Here is an 18,436-nt window from a genome sequence, read left to right on the forward strand (position 1 = left end):
AGCGGGCTCGTTACAGGAGAGGGCAAATATGTCAAGGACAGTGGTTGTCGGCGCATCGAGCGGGCTGGGGCGCTGCATCGGTGTGGGGCTCGGCCAGCGCGGAGAGAATGTTGCGCTTCTCGCCCGGCGCCGGGAGCGCATCGATGCCGCGGCGAAGGACGCGGGGCCGAACGCGGTCGCTATCGAATGCGACGTCACCGACCAGGCATCCTGTCGCGCCGCCATCGAACGTGCCGCGGACGCGCTTGGCGGCATCGACAACATCGTCTACACGCCGGCCGTCGGGCCGCTGGTCCGCATGGTCGATACCGATGCCGACACTTGGCGGCGCATCTTCGACACCAATGTCATCGGCGCGTCGCTGGTGACGGCCGCCGCGATACCGCACTTGACCGCGTCGGCCGGCAAGGCGGTGTATCTGTCGTCCGATGCCGGCACCTTCGGGCCACCGTGGCCGGGTCTGGGCGCGTATGGCGTCAGCAAGGCGGCCCTGGAACGGCTCGTCGAAGCGTGGCGGGCCGAACACTCCGACATCGGCTTCACCAACCTGATCGTCGGGGAGTGCGCTGGCGGCGAGGGCGACGGGGCAACCGGAATGAACGAAGGCTGGGATATGGATCTCGCGATGAAAGCGGTTCCACTGTGGTCGTCGCGCGGCTGCATGCCCGGCAAGTTGATGCCCATCGAGGACTTGATCGACGTGGTGCACACGATTCTGCGCACCAACGCCTCGACGTCGATGCCGCTGGTGGTTGCCCGCGGCGCGCCCGCCAGCCCTGCCGCCTTTGTCGAGGCCAATCAGTCTTAGATCAGCGGCGGGTCAGCTTTTCTCGCGCCAGATCGGTGAGGAAGCGAACCGGGGACACCGGCCGGAACGCCAGAGCCGCCTCGGTGAGCGCGTCGCGGGATGCGGTGGGCAGCTCGATATCGCCAGCGGCCACGTTGAACTCGAGTTGTTCGACGCTGGATGCGCCGGGAATGGCGACCACGCCCGGATAGCTGATCAACCAGGCCAGCGCCACCTGGGCCGGCTTGGCGTCGACCTCCTTCGCGACGTCGCGCAACAGCTGCAGCAGCGGCTCGAGGCGGCGCAGGTTTTCTGTACCGAACAGCGAGTTGATCGCGCGGACGCCGCCCGGCCGATTGTCGACTCCGTACTTGCCGCCCAGCAGCCCTTGCTCCAGCGGGCTGTAGGCGATCACGACGCGATTCTCCCGTTCGGCGAACGGCACCAGATTTTTGGGCGCCTTAGGGAAGGCGAGCGAGAAATGGACTTGATTGCTGATAACGGGACGCCCCAACGCGGCATCGGCTTTCTGCCAACGCTGCAGCGAATAGTTCGAGACGCCGGCCGCGCCGATGTCGCCGCTATCGAGGAGATCACGCATTCCCGGCATGATCACCGAATCGGGCACCACCGGGTTGGACTGATGGATTTGGTAGAGCGGAATGCGGTCCAGTTGCAGCCTTCGTGCGCTGGCGCGCTCGCGCTGTTTGACCACCGCGGGGAAGGGTGCGACCGGCATGATCTTGCTGGCCACCGCAACCGCGGCGCGCTCGTCGCCGAGCGCCTCGCCGAGGATCCGCTCGCTTTTGCCCAGCCCGTACACCTCGGCGGTATCGAACAGTGTCACGCCCATCGCACGAGCGCGTTGCACGATGTCGCGGGCGGCGCCGGCGGCGTACTCGTCGCCGTAGCCCCATTCGCGTGAGCCGAACTGCCAGGTGCCCAACCCGATCCGGCTGACCTGGCCCACTCCGTCGACCTCGAGATACTTCATGTGCCCACCGTACTGGGCTGGGTGAGCGCCGCCGGGGTCAGTCAGGGATCTTGGTGAGGATGTAGTTGGCGATGCTCACTGCAGTTTGCCGAGGGCCGCTGGCATCGGTCGTGCCGAGGCTGACGACGTACAGGTCGACCACGACGTTGGCCTTGGCCGCGGCCGCCCGGACAAAACGCACCTTCAGGCCCTTGGGTGCCAGGTCCATCGTGGTGATGCCGTTGCCGGCATCGGCAGGAGGGCTGAGCGACAACGTGTAAGTGGGCCCGCCCCGGGCGCTCAGCGTCACGGGCGCCCCGCCGCATTCGCGCCACCCGTCGACCTGCGTGCTCACTTGCGATTGGGCGGTCGGCGAGTCCCGAAATGCGATGACCGCTTGGATGAGCTGGATCGACTTCAGCAAGGTTTGCGTGTCAGAGAATTCCTCCGCGCGGTACCGCAGAATCGCGTCGAGGGTGTAGGCCTCGGGTGCCCCGGGGGTCATGCTTCCCCAGCATTGGGGGCGGTCGATGGTCGCGTCCTTGTCGCTTTTGCCGGGACGGTCCCAGGTTTCGCCAGCCTCCAGATTCTGATCGCTGGTGATGCTTTTGAGGGCATCCAGCTTGGGTAGCAGCTTGATGACGTCGTCCGGGGCCACCTTGGGCGGCGGTGGTGACTCGCTGGTGGTGGCCGGCGCGGTGGTCGCGGGAGCCGCCGTCTGGTGCGGCCGCGAGACGGCCAGGGTGAGCGTCGCCCATCCGGTCAGCGCGACGACGGTGAGCAGGATGAACGCATACGACAGTGATAGCCCGACGAGCGCGCGATCACGGCCGAGCTCACCGGTGCGGCAGATCTGCGCGAGGCCGAGATGCCCGAGAATTGCACCGACGGGGGCGAACACGAACGCGAACACCAGGGACAACGTCGCAAAGGTATTGACGGGCGGGGGTTGCGGCGGCGGGATGTTGTACGGCGGTCCCGTCGGTGGCTCGGAATAGGGGACACGGCCGAGCGGATCGTAGCTAAAGGGATTGTGTCCGAACGGATCCTGAGGGTTTGTCACCGGCCTCCTTCGTCTGGGATCCTGCCCAGACTGTAGTACCGGTACCTAGGCCATCGGTAGTTCTGACCTCAGGTGCGGCGCCAGACCAGCTTGGCATTACGGGGCACGCCGTTGAGCACGATCGGTTCGACCGGTCCGAGTTCCAAGCAGCAATCCCGTAACTGGGCCTTGCGGTACTGGATTCCGCCGATCCAGTTGGGCAACAAGCTGACTTCGACATGGTGAGCGATCAGGCCGTCTTCGACGACGGAGAACGGGCCGCCATAGCTCATATACCCGCCGGCCGCGGTGACGAGCTCGTTGTTGGGCGCATGATGCGGATCGTCGTGGTCGAACGGCGTCCGGTCGGCGCGCATCAGCTGGGCCGACATGTAGCCGTCCGGGGTGTACATGATGATGCCGCGGGCATCCACGCCCAGCGGGTAGGTCACATCGGAGCCGTCCAGCGCGCTGCTCTGGTACGACTGCAGCGTCCAGGCGCCAATCAGGTTGACGCGCAATTCATTTGCCGTTGTTAGCATCATCGCACGTACGTTCCTTCGGTAGCCTGCGCGCTGGCAGTGAGTTCGGCGATCGCCGCATCGAAAGGTTCGGGGCTGCGCAGCGCCCGGCTGAGAATGAGTGCGCCTTCCATGGCGGTGACGGCATTGAGGGCGAGTTGCCTGGCCCGGTTCTCGGGAATGCCTTTTTCGGTCAGCCGTGCGGCCAGCGTGGCGATGAGGTCTCCGAAGCCACGCCGGGTGGTCTCGGTGAGCCGCGCCGAGGCCGGCGTCCAATCGATGACGATCGGGGCGACGGCGCAGCCTTCGCGGTAGCCGCTGGCAATGAGCTCGTCACGGGGGCGGCCGATGAAAGCCGCGATCAGTTCGGCGGCGGTGTTGGTGGTGCCCGCCGCCCGGTTGATGTTTGCGATGGCGTCGGCGGAGTGCAACAGCGCTACCTCGGTCGCGAGTTCTTCCTTGCCGCCGGGGAAGTGGAAGTACAGCGACCCTCGCGGTGCCGAGCTCTCTGCGACGACGTCGGACAGCGCGGTACCGAAATAACCACGCTCGCGAAACAGCCGGCGGGCTGCCGCGATCATTCGATCCTTGCTGTCGGTTCGCCTTGGCATGTCGCCCATCATACATAGTTCTTAACGGTGATTCGGAATAAGTCCGATGTTGATTGTTGTCGTTGGTATGACGTACAGCATAGTAAAGAGTTAGGGGATTTCCATGAGCGAGCAGACTCTAGATCAGCCGGCCGGCGCGATACCGCCAGTTAACTCCCCGGACCGCGATTCATCGCCGGTGGCCCGCGAGCTGGACGGCCACGTTGCCGTACTGACCATGCAGCACGCTCCACACAACTTCTTGGGGACCGCCTTGTTCGACGCGTTGCTCGACGGCATTCGCTGGGCGGCCGAGCAGCGGGCCCGCGCGGTACTGCTGCGCAGCAGCCTGCGCAATTTCTGCGCCGGTGCCGACGTCACGCTGTTCGATACTGCCGAGCGCGGCGAGGCGCCGGCCATTGGAGTCGTTGAGCTGCTACGCGAATTCGACTCGTTACCGATTCCGATCGTTGCTGCCGTGCAGGGTGTATGCCTCGGTGGCGGTCTGGAATTGGCGCTGGCCTGTGATCTGATCGTCGCCGGCGAGTCGGCCAAGATCGGCAACATCGAGGCATCGATTGGGCTAAACCCGTTGATGGGGGGCATTCAACGCGTCACCGAGCGTGCCGGGGCCGCGCGCGCCAAGGAGATAGCAATGCTCGCCCGCCGCTACGACGCCCGAACCCTGGAACGATGGAACATCATCAACCGCGTTGTCGCAGACGATCAACTCGCCGCCGTAACGACTGCGCTTGCCCATGAGCTCGCAAACGGGCCGACTGTGGCGCACGCGTCTACCAAAGCCATTGTTTCCCACGCGGTCTCGCATGGGGTCTCGGCCACCGACGATGCGATGCAGGAATTGCAGAAGGGCATCTGGAAGTCCGAAGACCTAAAGACCGGGCTGGACTCACTTGCCTCGGCAGGTCCCGGTGCCGCGCGTTTCGAGGGACGATAATCATGACGCTGCCACTCGAGGGCGTCCGGGTCATCGATTTCACCCGGGTGCTAGCCGGCCCGCACTGCACCAAGCATCTGCTCGACCTCGGTGCCGAAGTGATCAAAATCGAACCGCCCCAAGGGGATATCAGTCGCTTTGCGTTTCCGCGTCAGGACGAGATCAGCGGTTACTACGCGCAACAGAACGCGGGCAAACGCAACTTGAGCATCGACCTCAACGTGCCGCAGGCCCGCGAAGCGGTGCTGCGACTGTGCGACACCGCGGACATCATCGTCGAGAACTTCCGCCCCGGCGCGCTGGCGTCGTTCGGGTTGGACTATGACTCGGTGGCAGCGCGCAACCCCGCCGTCGTCTACGCCTCCATCAGTGGCTACGGCCAGACGGGGCCGTGGCGAAGCCGCATGGCGTATGCGCCCACGGTCCAGGCCGAAGTTGGGTTCACGCAGAATACATTGCAGCAGTTCGGAGTTGACGGCGCAGACCGCCGGTCGGACGCACTGTCGCACGGCGACATCTACGCCGGGCTGCACGGCACCATCGCGGTCCTGGCGGCTCTACAGAGTCGCCGCGTCACCGGCGAAGGGCAATACATCGACGTGGCAATGGCGGCGGTGCTGACCTCGCTCAACGAACGTGTGCACTATGACCTTTCGGATGCCGAGCTGGGCGCGGAGACGCCGATCCTGGGCGCCACCGACTGCGCGTTCTTCACCAGTCCCGAAGGCCACCAGTTCGTTACGCCGATGAGCCTGGTCGGGAGCATGAGCTTCCCGTTCTATCTGCACGCGATGCGGCGAGCCGACCTCGCCGACGACCCGCGGTTCCGCACGGCGGAGCTGCGCCGCCAGAATTTCGAGACGCTGCATGCGATCGTGCAGACCTGGATCTACACGTTTGATTCCATGGACTCGCTCGACGCCCAGCTCGACGAGGCCAAGATCGCCACTGGTCAACTGCACGACATCGTAGAGTTCAGCGAAACCGAGTGGGCAAAGGGCTGGGGCGTCACCCGCGAGGTGTCCGACCGTCACGGCGGCACCATCACTATCCCCGCGCCGCCCTGGCACTTCAGCGGCCACGGCGGCACGCTGGCCGCCCAGCTGCCCGCCCGCCAGGGCGAGCACAACGAGGAGATCCTCAAAGAGATCGGCCTGACCGCCGACGAGATCCAAGCTCTGGTGAAAACCGGTGCGCTGATTGAACCTGCGCGCGAAAGCAACGACAACCCGGTATGAGCGCGCCCGCCCCGAACTGGTGAATGTTTGGTGACTGCAGCGACGGGTAGCCGCTTGCATGCGCGTCAAACAGTCCGGCGCGCTACTTCACGGTTCTATCTTGGGGAGGACTTCATGGCTCAGTCCGCCATCACGTCGCCCACCGATGTGGTCGACTTTCTTTCCGGTCAGCACGAGCAGATCAAGTCTCTGTTCGCCAAAACGCTTTCGGCGTCGGGTGAAGCGCGCGAGAAGGGCTTCATCGACCTTCGGCGATTGCTCGCCGTGCACGAAACCATCGAAGAGGAAATAGTTCACCCGCGGGCCAAGCGCAAGATCGCCAATGGTGAGGCCGTGGTTGGACAGCGATTGGAGGAAGAGCACGAAGCCAAGGTGGTGCTGCAGAAGCTGGAGAAGCTCGACGTTGACAGCGACGACTTCACCCGGCTGCTGACGGAGCTGCGCGACGACGTTCTCGCCCACGCCAAACAGGAGGAGAAGGACGAGTTCGCCAGGCTGGGAAAGGAATTAAGCGATCACGAGCTCGAAAGCATGGGCCGTGCCGCCAAGCTCGCCGAAGCGATCGCGCCCACCCGGCCGCACGCCGGTGTCGAGTCGCAACTGGCCAACCTGGTCGCTGGTCCGTTCGCGGCGATGCTGGACCGGGCTCGCGACGCCATCATCGGCAAGGGGTAGCCCACTGCGGGGTGCGGTCCTCGATTGAGACCGCCGCGGATGTGTTCCAGGCGCGTACCGACATTGGGTATTCGCTTGCGGCGCAAGGCAGCACCTACTGAAATGGCGAGGCGATGCAGACCACCGACTACCAAGATCTGGACAAGGTGCCCGACGCGGTTTTCTCCGCGGCGGCGCGCAGCGCGGTGCACAGCGCGGTGCACCTGGCCGGCGTTCTGCGCGTCGGCACGTATCCGTCTTACGAGTGAGCGAGGCGTCACGATGACCGGGAAACACCGTGCAAAGGCAGAGAAGGCGGAAGAAGACGTCGAATCCGACTCGAACGTCGCCGGCTCGCGCGCTAGCCGTAACGGCGACGGAGAGACAGGGGCCGTGGCGCGCAGTCAGGACGGCTGACGCTGTTCAAAGTACCTGCAGAACAATCCTTCTCAAGGCCAGACGGTCGTCACGATGACGGCGGCGGTCGTGGTGTTCTGCCCGCATAGAGGTCGTCGGGTATGGCTTCCCGCAGATTCGCACCCCAAATGGGCGCAAGCTCAGCAAGACCGACAGAGAGGTATATCTATGGGCGATCAGAAGAGCGGACCAGAAGAAGCGATCAAGGGCGCCGTTGAGGGCATCAAAGGCAAGGCCAAAGAGGTGGGCGGCACGATAGCCGATCGCGACGACCTCGTCGAAGAAGGCAAGGCTCAGCAGGACAAGGGCGACGCCGAGCGCGACGCGGCGAAGAAGGAAGCCAAGGCCGAAGCCGCGCGCGGCGGCGCCAAGGCTGCCGAAGAGCGCCAGAAGGCGAATCAGTAGTTAAATTCACGAGAAGCAGGTCCGGTCCCGGATGTCGGGTCGGATCTGCTTCATCCTGTTCTGGTGTCGGATAGGTAAAAATCCGCCGCCGTTCGCCGACAGAGGTTTCAAGTCGTCGTGCGCGGCTATACCTGGCGGTGACTGCCGGTAATGGAGGATGACGATGGGATTCGGCGATCGGGTATCGAGCCTGGTGACCTTTCTGCGCTCCCGTTACCCCGCCGGCGCGCCCGCCGTCGGTTACGCGCCGTTGTTGGCTCTGTTGCCGCGCCGGATTTCCGAAGAGGAGATTTCGGTGATCGTGGGCAAGCTCCGGATGTTGCGGCGTCGCTCGATCGACCGCGCCGATGCCGGGGTTGAGATCACTCGAGTCACCGACGAGATGCCATTGCCGGATGACATCGATCGGGTCCAGAGTCGATTCGTCCCCTTCGAGTAGCCGCGGGCAGTTGCGCTCATGCGCGGTCGAGATCGACAACCAATGGCCGATGGTCAGAGATCGGCATGGGCTCCGCCTCGGGTACCCCACCACGCAAGTCGCGATCATCGGTCAGGATGTGATCCAGCTGGCGGTCGGGGGCGTTCGCCGGAAACGTCTCGGCTACGGCCAGCGGCCGCATGCCCGACCAACGGTGCACCGCGGTGGGCGTCATGTTGAGGTCGCCGGTCAGCAGCCGCGGGCCGGGGAAGCCACGTAAGTCGTGGATCAGATGGCGCAACTGACACCGATTCCAGCCGGGCACAAAGGACAGATGCGTGTTGGCCACGGTCAGCGGGCCCAGTGGTGTGTCCAGCCGGGCAATGACGGCCGTCCGCGGTTCTTCGTCGACGATCATCACCCGGTTGGGCCCGGGTAGATACATCGGAAACCGCATCGGGATGCGGGGCAGTCGCACCACTTGCCAACTGGATACCGGGAATCGGGACAGCAGCGCGATCCCGTATGCGGCGGTCCCAGGTTGTTCGTCGCCGGTGGCGGCCATCCATGTCGCGCCGGGAGTTCCAGAGATCGCGGCCACAAACCGATGCTCGACAGCTCCCATCGCTTCGGCCGCCAACGCAGTGAGGTCGGCGCGAGAGGACCGTGCCTGGTCGCAGTCGACTTCTTGCAGGGCCAGCACGTCGGGATCCAGGCGCCGAATGCATTCTCGGAGCCGCTGTGGGTGCACGCCGTCGCCGACCGTGCGGCCGTGCAGGATGTTGAAGGTCGCGACACGCATAGGTCTTCGATACCACTTTCCGCTAGCGGGCTCCGGGTACCTGTCCGCGGGCTGCCACCGACCGGCCGTCACCCGTGTCGAAGACCTCGATAACGACGTCGCGATCCTGGTAGCGGCCCAGCGATGTAAGTCCCGGCGTTCGCGCGATGATGGCGTGGGCGGCGTCGCCGGTGAGCGGATAGTCGGCGACGGGGTGGCGCCAATGCGCGGCAACCACATTCGCACCCAGCTGCAACCTAGCGCATTCACGCTCCAGCACCTCCGCCAGCGCGTCGGCTTGCAGGTAATAGGCGACCTCACTGAGCACGAGCAGGTCGAACGGTCCGGGCGGCCATGTCGCATCGAGAGATGACCGGGCCAGTGTCACGCGGTCGCGGCATCCGGCTTGCCGGAGCCGCAGATCCGCGCTGCGCATGGCCGCGTCGACCACGTCCACCGCGGTGACGTGATCGCAGCGCAACGCCAGCCGTGCGGTCAGGGTGCCGATCGAACAGCCCGGCTCGAAAGCATGCTGATAACGGCGATTGGGCAGCATGCCCAGGGTGATCGCGTACTTGCGCCGCTCGTACCACCGGGTAGACAGCTGCCACGGATCTTCGGCGTCGGCATACATCTGGTCGAAATACGCGTCGGATAGTCGTGTGCTCAGCGGAACACCACCTCTCCCACCGCCATCATTCGCGGCAGCACGAACGGCGGCAGCACGGGTGGCGAGCCGGCATTTGGTTCGAATTGGCTGCGAAAGCATTGGGCGGCACGGCGTTTCCGTAGCGCCGCCCAGTGCGGCGTAGGCACGGAATACGCGCGGTCCCATGGCACGACGGAATCAGCTGGAGTGGCCCAGTGCCACATCCAGATTGGAAACTCCAACAGCGTGGCGTTCGTGCGTGCGCAAGCGTTGGCCGCGGCGCGTCCAACGACCTCGTGATCGGGATGCCCGTCGCCTCGCCAGGTAGCGGCACACCAAGGCGGCTCGGCGGTAGCGTCGAGGATCTCGACGAGCGAATCGGTGATCCTTTCCTCGTAGTCGGTCAGCTGACCGTCGGGCAACCTCAGCGACATCGGTGAAGTAACTCCTAAAATGCCCGTCGCTCTGCGCAATTCGTGTTGTCGCGTGACCGCCATTCGGATGCGGCCCGTGGATGTTGCGTTGGGTAGCGCGGCGCCGCCGTCACTGACCGACACGACCTTGACGTCGACGCCCGATTCGACGAGTTGGGCGATCGTGCCTCCCAGGCCGAGAGTCTCGTCGTCGGGGTGGGCTGCGACAACGACCAGACCCGGGCAGCCAGTTAAGTCCAGCGGTGGCAGGGGTTCCTGGTTGAAGCCTGCCAGCCATACCGGCGCCGGTATGCCGCTGTGGGTCAGCGGCTTGGCCGCGAACCTGGCGCAGTTGCCTGTCGATAGTGCTTCCACGTGGCCCTCAGCTCCCGTGCCCCGCGAGCCCCCCGAGCGCGGCCAGATCGCGCTCGGCATGGCTTTGCCGTATGTAGATGCTCAAGTCGGCCACCCGCTGGGCATGCCGGCCGTCTTGACACAGGGGGCCGGGCCCCAGCGCGCGGCCGGTGCGGGTGATTGCTTCGTCGGCAGCGTGTTCCACGATCGCACGAACACGGCGGGCGAGCAGTTCAGCACTGTTGGATCGGTCGAACGGATCGGCATCGACCTGGGCTGCGGCGGTGCTGAGCATCGCGTCCCCGGCCGCCAGCGCGGCGTCGACGGCACCGAGATGCGCCAAAGAATATGCGTCCGCCGATTCGCTTGCGGCACAGCGATACAGCGGTTCGGCTACTCGGCGTGCGCCGCCAAGCCAGCACGCGGCAACGCCGATCGCGCCGTGCCAGAATCCGGGTCGGCTCAAGTAGTCACCTGGGTCGCCGACCGCGACGGCTTGCGCGTGGGTGAACTGCACCGGCCGCGTATCGCTGCCGGCCATCCCGGCGTTCCACCACGTGGACGGCAGCGCCTTGACGGCAGGGTCGATCACGGCGACCGCGAACAGGCCTCGTTCGCCGTTGTCCAGCCGAGCGGTGACCAGGGCATGGGTGCAGAACCCGGCGCCCGAGCACCACACCTTGGTGCCATTGAGGGTGAACGCGCCCCTGGCCTCGGTGGCTGTCACCACCGCATCGGGTGATTCGGCCGCCCATACGCCCCACAGCTGACCGAGTTCGGGTGGTTTACCGCCCAATTCGTCGATGATCGCGACGGCATCGACGTGGGCCTCGACGATGCGGGCGGCGACGATGTCTTCTTCGGCCAGCTGGGCCAGCCGCTGCCAGCGTTCCAACGTGCGTCCCGATGCGGGCAGCGGCAATTCGAGTCGTCCCGAATCCAGCCAGTGCTTGATCAATCCGGCCGTCACGTGCGATCTCCCGCCGCCGATCTTCCCAACCTTCGGAGGTAGTGCGCGAATCCGCGAGGCGCCCGAGCCTGGGTTCGCGCTGAAGTGATAACAGACAGTTCGGTGTCGCGGTGAATGCGGTAGCCGGCGGCTTCGAATCGCTCGACCAGATCGACATCCTCGCCGGAAGGCAGCGGGTGAAAGCCACCAACTCGCCAATAGGCGCGCGCGCTGAAGCCCATGTTCGCGCCGTGAATGTGTTCGTGCTGGCCGTCATGCGATGGGCCGGTGTTGTAGGCCCGCATGAAGCGGTCGACGGTGTCGGCGCAATGGTGTTGCCAGTTGGTAATTCGGACCACGCCCAGCACCATTTCCGCGCGGACTTCCAACTGATGGATCAGCCAACCGGGGTCGACCCGACTGTCGGCATCGGTGGTCGCATACCAGCACTCGTCGTCGTCGCCACACAGCGAGCGGCTGTAGCCGAAACCGGCGGCCCGCGCCGCGCCGACGTTGTGGGCGTCGACACTGACGAAGTGCACATCCGGCCCGTATTGGCCGGCCAACATTGCACTGTCGTCGTCGCTCGCGTCCAGGACTACCACCACCGTGACGGGAATCGGTACGCACAATGCGGCCGTCAGCACGGCGCGTAGACACGCCGGGAGATCAGCCTTTTCGTTGTGGGCCGGGATCACCACGACAACCCGGTCGTAGGTGCGGTGTGCAGGCGCAGGCATATCTGGCCGGTTGCCCAATCCGCCTTTTCTTAAACAGATGACAAACGGCGCGCAGGCGGGTTGCGCGCCCCGTCGGCCGGGTATGCCCTAGTCACAATGGCACCAACGGAACCGCCAACACCTTCGCCAGCCTGCTCGGCGCACCTGCGCGAGGCGCTGCGCCGTGCCGCGTCCGCACTCAAGGAAAACGGACCGCGCTTCGCGTTGGCTGGTAGCTATGCGTTATGGGCTTATGGCGCACCCGAACCCAGCCATGACGTCGATCTGGTGGTCGCCGAACCCGATGTGACGACTGCCGCCACGACATTGCGGAACGCCGGGTTCGCCATCGAAAATCCGCCTGAGGACTGGCTCTTCAAAGCGCGAATCGGAGGGACGCTCGTCGATGTGCTCCATCGGGTCAACGGCGAGCCAGTGGGGCACGCTACCCTGGATCGCGCCGAGCAGCGCGACGTGCTGGCGATCATGATGCCGGTGCTGCCGCCCACCATGGTGCTCATCCAGAAGCTGCGCTCCCTTAATGAGCATCACTGCGATTTCGCGAGGCTGCTGCCCGCCGTGCGGGCGGTTCGCGAACGACTCGACTGGGGCCCGGTCAGGTCGCAGACTGCCGAGAATGATTATGCGGTCGCCTTTTTGGTGTTGGCCGATCGGCTCGGCCTCACCGGCTGAGCGGCCGCGCAGGGTTAGTGGTTGCGCAGTTTGGCGACTAATTTGTCCTTGGTTAGACCCGAATACCCGGACATACCAAGTTCTTTGGCACGTTTTTTGAGCTCGGCCACAGTCCAGTCGGTGTACGAGCCGGACTTGCCGCCCTTACGGCCGACCGCAGACTTACCCCGCGCCGCGGCGGCATTGGAGATCCGCGCCGACTTCTCCTCGGAGTTTCCCTGCTTGCGTAGTTCGCGGTACATGTTTTCGTTCTTGATCGACGGGTTCGGCACGATCGTCCACCCTCCTGTAATCGATGGGACGTCTCGGCAAGAATTCCCCGCTCGATGGCGGTGAAACCCGTACGTTCGGAATCGCGCGGTTACCTACCGTGCAGCGGGGTAGTCGAAAATGGTGGCTCGAACAACCCCGCAACGGCCTTCGCGAGGTCGTCGCAATCGGTGCATCGATAGGTGATTTCGGTGGGTGAATCGCCAGTTGGAGTTTGACACGGAATGCCGCCGGGATGTCGTGGTCCTGACGGCCACCGGGGTGCTGGACAGCACTACCTAATCGCGCGCTGCGTGACGTCGTCATCAAGGCGGCTCTCGACGAGCCGCGAGCGGTGATCGTCGATGTCGACGATCTGTTCGTGCCTTCCGAATCCGCGTGGTCGGTGTTCACCAGCGCTCGTTGGCATGTCAGCACGTGGCCGGGCGTGCCGATCCTGCTGGTGTGTGGAAACCACCGGTCTCAGCGCGCCCTCACGGCGAACGGCGTATCCCGGTACGTGCCGGTACATGGCGACCGCCGGTCAGCGTTGGGTGACGCCCTGGTCCGGTCGGTGGATGGCCACCGACGGGAGCCAACACGGCTTCCCGCAAGGGCGGTCAGCACCGTCCTGGCTCGCGCATTGATCGCCGAGTCGCTGCATGCCTGGGCTCAGAACCGTCTGATTGTGAACGAGGGCACGGTGGCGTCGGTCTTCGTCCAGAACGTCCTCGATCACACCGACAGCGCGCTGGCTTGAAAGCGAAAATGGCGCCGTGACGTTGTCGGGGCTGTCCATCGTGTCCGCCCTGTGTCGCGCCTGGGGCAGTACGCCGATGCCGTCCGTAAAACGGTCTGGGCCCCAGGTTGGTCGCGAAAACCAGCTGTAGTGCCAACGCGACCGAACTATGCGGTCTTGGCCAGGGTGTGAGTCTGAGATACGCTGTCGCCCTTGGCTACTCGCCGGATCAGCAAACGAGTAGCCTTCTCTAGTATTTCCTGCGCCGCATCGGGACGACGGGTACGGCCTGCTCGCTGCGCGGCTGCGGCGATAGTGAGTTCTTGCTCGTAGCCGGCGATAACACGCGGATCCACGTACGAGCCGCGCGCCACCGCGGGTGTATTGCCCAGCTCCTCGGCGACCTCCCGCATGACCGCGGCCTCAACGCGTTTGACGACACGCTGGGACACCGGGGGGTCCGCGTCCACGAATGCCGCGGCGGCCAGCACGGTCCCGTGCCAGGTCCGCAGGTCTTTGACGGTGTAGTCGTCGCCGACGAGCTGCTTGAAGCGGTCATTGAGATCGTCGGCGCGAACGTCCATCCAGCCCGATGCGTTACGACACGAGAGCAACCGCTCGGTGCGTCCGGGGCGGCGCATCAACGCACGCACCGCGCGAATCACCTCGGCATCTTCGATTTCCACGGTGCGCTGCACTCCGCTCTTGGCGGGGAAGTCGAATGCGACCGCGTCACCGCGCAGCGTCACGTGCTCACATAGCAGGGTGGAGAGTCCGTACGACTCGTGCTCGTCGGCGTACTGTTCGCCGCCCGCGCGGAAATAGCCACGATCGAGCAGGCGTAACGCCAAGGCCAGGACCCGTCTCCGCGTCAGGCCGCGCCGCTTGAGGTCGTCAGCGAGATGTGCCCGGAAATCTGGCAATCGCGTGGACATTTCCAGGACGCGGTCGAATTTCTCCTCGGCCCGGTCCTGCTGCCAGGCAACGTGGTAGAGATACTGGCGGCGTCCGGCCACGTCGGTACCGACGGCCTGAATGTGGCCATTCGGGTGCGGCGAGATCCACACTTTCTTCCATGCCGGAGGAATCACCAAGTCCTTGATCCGCTGCAGTGCGTCCTCGTCGACGAGCACGTCGCCATCCGTCCCGTAGTAGGCGAAACCCTTGCCTCGCCGTTTACGTTCGAATCCCGGCGTGCTGAGCACGCTGCGCCGCAGCCGCATCTTCACCTTCCAGTTCCGTTGGTTGACTGGGAATTACCCGCTGATGGCGCAATTCACACCGGCTCGCCGCTGACGGAATCGGCCGCTGCCTGTGGCACGGCGGCCGTTGCGACCGATTCGTTTCGTGTGCCGACGCCACCGAAGAGGGTTGTTCTGCGCTGGCATGTCGGCGTTGGGCGGTCACCAAGGCTGCGACAAAAATATATTATCTGGTCTATCAGTGATAACTATCAGTTAATACTGTTGCATATGTGTCGTTAGATCGTGGCGGGCCCCTGTCGATGGCGTCGCCGAACGGGGCTGTGAGCTCCCGCACGCGTGCTCGGCGCGCATCAGACCTCGAGTGGAAGTGGGAAGGTGCGGATGTCCCTGATCGTGCGCGTTAGCTATAGGCCGCGCTGCGATCACTCGTCCACCTGGATGTGTGGAAGACAGGAGGCGCCAGGGTTCGGCCACCAACCGGTCGAATGAACCGGGACATACTTTGACCTATCTGTTCCTGCTCGGTGCGGTCTTCGCGGATGTGGCGGCGACCAGTCTGCTGTCGAAGAGCCGGGGATTCACCCGAGCAATTCCAACTCTGACATGCGTGGCGGGCTACGCTCTCTCATTCGCGCTTATGGCACAGGCGATCTCCCGCGGCATTCCGACCGAGGTCGCCTACGCCCTGTTCGAAGCGATCGGCACGACGACTATTACGATCATTGCGGTTCGATTCCTCGGTGCACCGGTCTCAGTCGTGAAGATCACCGGTATTGCGCTAATCGTTGTGGGCGTTGTGGTGGTGAACCTTGCCGGTAGTCACTAACGGCACCTGATTGACGAGTATTGCCGTACCCGCTGAAGGATCCGCATCCGCTGTGCGACAGGTCATTACGCTGATGGCAGCGCGGCTGTCTCGGTAATGCGCGGCAATTAGCCGATAGCGCAACGTGTTTCGGATGTGCGCCACACCCGTAGATGACCAATGATCCGGCTGTAACGAGAAGGCGTCACTTGCAGATCTCGTGACTCGCGGCAATCTGCGCCGAGTGGGTCGACTCGGGTGCGTCGTCGCGTCAGCAGTGGAGCGCTGGCACCGGCGGAAGCGCGTGCTACGTGATGCATAGATATTGTAAATAATGCATTAATGTCTTAGCCTATCGATGGCTGGGGCGTGGGACACGCCGTAGGAAGCGTTGATCTCGAGAGATAGGGAGCGGTCGCGGTGGTTCGGTTAGGGACGCGGAAGATGCCCGCAGTAATCCTCGGGTTGGTGTTGGTGGCGGTGAGTTCAGTGGCATGCGCGGCCCGTCCGTCAAGAGCCTTCGCGCTTTGGCAGAGATCGGCGATCGTTTTGCCGTCCGACAGTGATGGGACATATCAGGTTCCTACTCCGCTTCCCCCGGGGCAGCGTGGCGACCTGATCACTTCCATAGACCAAGGCCGGGACTCACGGCTGGGCGCTGCCCATCGCATCACCTTGCTCTATCACTCAGTGAACTCACGAGGTCAAGATGTCGCGGTCAGCGGCGTTTTGCTGGTTCCGGAAGGACGGCCGGGCACCAATTGGCCGCTCATCTCCTGGGCCCACGGCACTGTGGGTATCGCCGACCCATGTGCTCCGTCGCATGTGGCTAACCTGGGTTTCGACTTTTGGGCCGACCACCTGCGCGCGTTCCTCGAGGCCGGATTCGCTGTGGCGGCAACTGATTACATCGGCTTAGGCACCCCCGGCGACCACACGTACATGAGCGCGGTGGACCAAGGAAACGCGGTTGCCGACATCGTGCCCGCCGTCCGGCGCCTCAACCCGTATCTGTCTGAGACCTGGTTCGCAGTGGGCCACTCCCAAGGCGGAGCCGCGGTCCTGTCGACGACTCGGGCCGGCGCTAACGGCAGCTTGCCCGCAGGGCTTGCGGCCACAGTGGCCATCGCGCCCGGCAACTCCGTTGAGAACGTGCCCAAAACAGTGATCGACGGGACTGACACGGACCCGTATGCACCCTTGCTCGACATGTATGTCCTGATCGGCGCCGCCGCTGCTGACCCCGCCGTGCGCATCGAATCAGTACTCTCGACCGAGGGCCGGCAAGCGGTGGAAGTCTTAAAGCGCGACAAGTGCTTGGTTGACTACTTCGCCGAAAATTCTCATAAGCCTGGTGCCAACGCGTTCATCGACAATTCCAGGGCTCTTGCCGACCTAGTGCCCCGCCTCCGGGCATACGGCAATCCCGACAACCAACCCACCAACGGTCCCGTACTTGTCGTGACCGGCGATGCCGACACCGTTGTGCCCACTCCGGGCACGCTCTCACTCATCGAACACCTGCGCCAACAGGGATCCCACATCGATGCGCTCATCCTCAAGGGCCAAGACCACATCCAGCCCTTAGCCAACAGTCTTTGCCGACAACTGGAATACCTTACCCAACACGGAGCGCCTTCTTTTTCACCACGGACGCACGCCAAATGCCCTTAGCGGCAATAACTTCGAGGGCAACTTCACGCAATGGACTTCGCCGCTATGCCACCAGAAATCAATTCCACACGACTTCACGCCGGCCCTGGGGCCGGGTCTTTGTTGGCTGCCGCAGCAGCGTGGGACGGGCTGGCCGCTGACTTGGATTCAGCGGCCGGTGGCTATCGCTGCGTGGTCGAGCACCTTGCTGGCGATTACTGGTCAGGGGAGGCGTCAGCGTTAATGTTGGCCGCCTTCGAGCCATTCGTGGACTGGTTTCGAACGACCGCTGCACAAGCTCGGGAATCGGCAAGCCAAGCCAGGGCCGCCGTAAACGCATTTGATCAGGCGCGCGCGATGGCGGTGCACCCAGCGACCGTCTATGCCAACCGCTCTCAGATGAGAAAACACGCCGCAACAAATTACTTCGGCCAAAATTCGCCGGCAATTGCAGCTGATGAGGCCGCCTACTCAGAAATGTGGGCTCAGGATGCTGCTGCGATGTTTCTGTACGCAGACACCTCGGGAACAGCGGCAACATTGACGGCATACGTTCCACCACGTCAAACCACAAGATTGGCCAACACGGCGACTCCTAGCGCAAGCACCGTTAACGACACTCAGGCGATGCTCGATTACCTGCATCGCGCCATCCCGCAGGCACTCCGCAGCGCCGCAGGCCAGGAAAGGGGCTCGCAACAGTCTGTTGTGGATGCGGCCAAATTCGTGTCGTCATTGACGGGCACCCAGCACAACGCGACGGCGATGCCTATCGGTGCCATTTCGATGGCAAGTTCGGTGGTAATGGCCGTCGCCATGGCAGCGGGAATTCCAGTTGCAGGGGGAACGACGGCTGCGCCCCAGCCAGAGATCTCCCCATTGAAACCCATCGCGGCCACCCCCGTGACCGCCGTCCGCACTCCGGGCTCGAACGCACATCCTCGATTTGGGGAGGCATTCACGGTCGGGCACTTATCGGCGCCTTCGCGCTGGCCGGTCGTGCTAAACGCCCACGTGTCAACGGTTTCGGCTCACGGCTTAACTAACCCCTCAACCGGCGCAGATAGCGGATTCGGGACTTCCGCTAATGTGCCCTTCCCCTTGCGGCGGGTTCATAAGCCAGATCTCCGTGAAGAGCTGTCGCGTGCGGTCATACCTCGCCTACCTCGGGCCGGGGACTAAGGCGGGCCTTCTGTTTGCCGACATCAGGCGCAGAAAGGACGC

Annotated in this window: 22 protein-coding genes and 1 pseudogene; 12 read left to right on the forward strand and 11 right to left on the reverse strand. The window is 64.2% G+C overall.

Going from position 1 to position 18,436, the window contains the following annotated elements:
- Nucleotides 1–40: 40 nt before the first annotated feature.
- Nucleotides 41–808: an SDR family oxidoreductase gene (locus tag H7K34_RS13385; RefSeq protein ID WP_108920892.1), complete on the forward strand. Its 768-nt coding sequence runs from the start codon at nt 41–43 to the stop codon at nt 806–808.
- A gap of 1 nt (nt 809) precedes the next feature.
- On the opposite strand, the gene H7K34_RS13390 is transcribed toward H7K34_RS13385, so the two are convergent.
- The 4 genes from H7K34_RS13390 to H7K34_RS13405 form a co-directional block, all read right to left on the reverse strand.
- A complete protein-coding gene (locus H7K34_RS13390) occupies nt 810–1,781 on the reverse strand; it encodes an aldo/keto reductase (RefSeq protein WP_264062491.1) in 972 nt (323 codons plus the stop codon).
- A gap of 37 nt (nt 1,782–1,818) precedes the next feature.
- Entirely contained in the window at nt 1,819–2,823 is a 1,005-nt protein-coding gene (locus tag H7K34_RS13395) for a sensor domain-containing protein (protein ID WP_264062492.1), read from the reverse strand.
- A gap of 68 nt (nt 2,824–2,891) precedes the next feature.
- Complete coding sequence (locus H7K34_RS13400) at nt 2,892–3,347, reverse strand: lipocalin-like domain-containing protein (protein WP_264062493.1); 456 nt, start codon at nt 3,345–3,347, stop codon at nt 2,892–2,894.
- The gene (locus H7K34_RS13405) at nt 3,344–3,934 is read right to left on the reverse strand and encodes a TetR/AcrR family transcriptional regulator (protein WP_264062494.1); all 591 of its coding nucleotides are present in this window, start codon (nt 3,932–3,934) and stop codon (nt 3,344–3,346) included. The genes H7K34_RS13400 and H7K34_RS13405 overlap by 4 nt, the downstream gene beginning before the upstream one ends.
- A 103-nt stretch (nt 3,935–4,037) precedes the next feature.
- Here H7K34_RS13405 and H7K34_RS13410 point away from each other — a divergent pair, with 103 nt between their 5' ends.
- From H7K34_RS13410 to H7K34_RS13435, 6 genes are all read left to right on the forward strand, one after another.
- Entirely contained in the window at nt 4,038–4,871 is an 834-nt protein-coding gene (locus H7K34_RS13410; protein ID WP_264062495.1) for an enoyl-CoA hydratase/isomerase family protein, read from the forward strand.
- 2 nt (nt 4,872–4,873) lie between these two features.
- Nucleotides 4,874–6,109: a CaiB/BaiF CoA transferase family protein gene (locus H7K34_RS13415; protein ID WP_264062496.1), complete on the forward strand. Its 1,236-nt coding sequence runs from the start codon at nt 4,874–4,876 to the stop codon at nt 6,107–6,109.
- 114 nt (nt 6,110–6,223) lie between these two features.
- Nucleotides 6,224–6,784 carry a hemerythrin domain-containing protein gene (locus H7K34_RS13420; RefSeq protein WP_264062498.1) on the forward strand — a complete coding sequence of 187 codons (561 nt, stop codon included), beginning with the start codon at nt 6,224–6,226 and terminating at the stop codon, nt 6,782–6,784.
- A 113-nt stretch (nt 6,785–6,897) separates the two neighbouring features.
- Nucleotides 6,898–7,032, forward strand: coding sequence for a hypothetical protein (locus tag H7K34_RS26930; RefSeq protein WP_372510769.1), 135 nt, complete (start codon nt 6,898–6,900; stop codon nt 7,030–7,032).
- 316 nt (nt 7,033–7,348) lie between these two features.
- A complete protein-coding gene (gene mbp1, locus H7K34_RS13430) occupies nt 7,349–7,585 on the forward strand; it encodes a microaggregate-binding protein 1 (RefSeq protein ID WP_264062499.1) in 237 nt (78 codons plus the stop codon).
- A gap of 163 nt (nt 7,586–7,748) precedes the next feature.
- Nucleotides 7,749–8,024 (forward strand): DUF3349 domain-containing protein, encoded by a 276-nt coding sequence (locus tag H7K34_RS13435; protein WP_108921006.1) that lies wholly within the window; start codon nt 7,749–7,751, stop codon nt 8,022–8,024.
- A gap of 16 nt (nt 8,025–8,040) precedes the next feature.
- Here the strand turns inward: H7K34_RS13435 and H7K34_RS13440 are convergent, their stop codons facing one another.
- From H7K34_RS13440 to H7K34_RS13460, 5 genes are read right to left on the reverse strand one after another with little or no spacing between them, the layout of a single operon-like run.
- Nucleotides 8,041–8,805 carry an endonuclease/exonuclease/phosphatase family protein gene (locus H7K34_RS13440; RefSeq protein WP_264062500.1) on the reverse strand — a complete coding sequence of 255 codons (765 nt, stop codon included), beginning with the start codon at nt 8,803–8,805 and terminating at the stop codon, nt 8,041–8,043.
- A 22-nt stretch (nt 8,806–8,827) separates the two neighbouring features.
- Nucleotides 8,828–9,418 (reverse strand): nodulation S family protein, encoded by a 591-nt coding sequence (locus H7K34_RS13445; protein ID WP_264062501.1) that lies wholly within the window; start codon nt 9,416–9,418, stop codon nt 8,828–8,830.
- 32 nt (nt 9,419–9,450) lie between these two features.
- Nucleotides 9,451–10,221 carry a PIG-L deacetylase family protein gene (locus H7K34_RS13450; protein WP_264062503.1) on the reverse strand — a complete coding sequence of 257 codons (771 nt, stop codon included), beginning with the start codon at nt 10,219–10,221 and terminating at the stop codon, nt 9,451–9,453.
- A gap of 7 nt (nt 10,222–10,228) precedes the next feature.
- The gene (locus H7K34_RS13455) at nt 10,229–11,170 is read right to left on the reverse strand and encodes an acyl-CoA dehydrogenase family protein (protein ID WP_264062504.1); all 942 of its coding nucleotides are present in this window, start codon (nt 11,168–11,170) and stop codon (nt 10,229–10,231) included.
- Nucleotides 11,167–11,889 carry a glycosyltransferase family 2 protein gene (locus tag H7K34_RS13460; protein ID WP_264062505.1) on the reverse strand — a complete coding sequence of 241 codons (723 nt, stop codon included), beginning with the start codon at nt 11,887–11,889 and terminating at the stop codon, nt 11,167–11,169. The genes H7K34_RS13455 and H7K34_RS13460 overlap by 4 nt, the downstream gene beginning before the upstream one ends.
- Before the next feature lie 96 nt (nt 11,890–11,985).
- Between H7K34_RS13460 and H7K34_RS13465 the strand changes: the two genes are divergently transcribed.
- On the forward strand, nt 11,986–12,561 hold the full coding sequence (locus tag H7K34_RS13465; RefSeq protein ID WP_264062506.1) for a nucleotidyltransferase: 576 nt from the start codon (nt 11,986–11,988) through the stop codon (nt 12,559–12,561).
- Nucleotides 12,562–12,575: 14 nt separating this feature from the next.
- Here H7K34_RS13465 and H7K34_RS13470 read toward each other — a convergent pair whose 3' ends face one another.
- Nucleotides 12,576–12,833, reverse strand: a complete 258-nt coding sequence (locus tag H7K34_RS13470; RefSeq protein WP_264062507.1) for a DUF7218 family protein — start codon at nt 12,831–12,833, stop codon at nt 12,576–12,578.
- A gap of 193 nt (nt 12,834–13,026) precedes the next feature.
- On the opposite strand from H7K34_RS13470, the pseudogene H7K34_RS26935 reads away from it, so the two are divergent.
- Nucleotides 13,027–13,700: pseudogene (locus H7K34_RS26935) on the forward strand (STAS domain-containing protein).
- Between the two features lie 16 nt (nt 13,701–13,716).
- Here the strand turns inward: H7K34_RS26935 and H7K34_RS13480 are convergent.
- The gene (locus H7K34_RS13480) at nt 13,717–14,772 is read right to left on the reverse strand and encodes a DNA topoisomerase IB (protein ID WP_264063530.1); all 1,056 of its coding nucleotides are present in this window, start codon (nt 14,770–14,772) and stop codon (nt 13,717–13,719) included.
- Between the two features lie 484 nt (nt 14,773–15,256).
- Here H7K34_RS13480 and H7K34_RS13485 point away from each other — a divergent pair, with 484 nt between their 5' ends.
- The 3 genes from H7K34_RS13485 (at nt 15,257) to H7K34_RS13495 (ending at nt 18,394) form a co-directional block, all read left to right on the forward strand.
- Nucleotides 15,257–15,580: a DMT family transporter gene (locus H7K34_RS13485; protein ID WP_264062508.1), complete on the forward strand. Its 324-nt coding sequence runs from the start codon at nt 15,257–15,259 to the stop codon at nt 15,578–15,580.
- A gap of 447 nt (nt 15,581–16,027) precedes the next feature.
- A complete protein-coding gene (locus H7K34_RS13490; protein ID WP_264062509.1) occupies nt 16,028–17,233 on the forward strand; it encodes an alpha/beta hydrolase family protein in 1,206 nt (401 codons plus the stop codon).
- A 30-nt stretch (nt 17,234–17,263) separates the two neighbouring features.
- Nucleotides 17,264–18,394 (forward strand): PPE family protein, encoded by a 1,131-nt coding sequence (locus tag H7K34_RS13495; protein WP_264062510.1) that lies wholly within the window; start codon nt 17,264–17,266, stop codon nt 18,392–18,394.
- Nucleotides 18,395–18,436: the final 42 nt, after the last annotated feature.

Origin of the sequence: Mycobacterium montefiorense, from assembly GCF_025823255.1 — a bacterium.
Taxonomy (GTDB): domain Bacteria; phylum Actinomycetota; class Actinomycetes; order Mycobacteriales; family Mycobacteriaceae; genus Mycobacterium; species Mycobacterium montefiorense.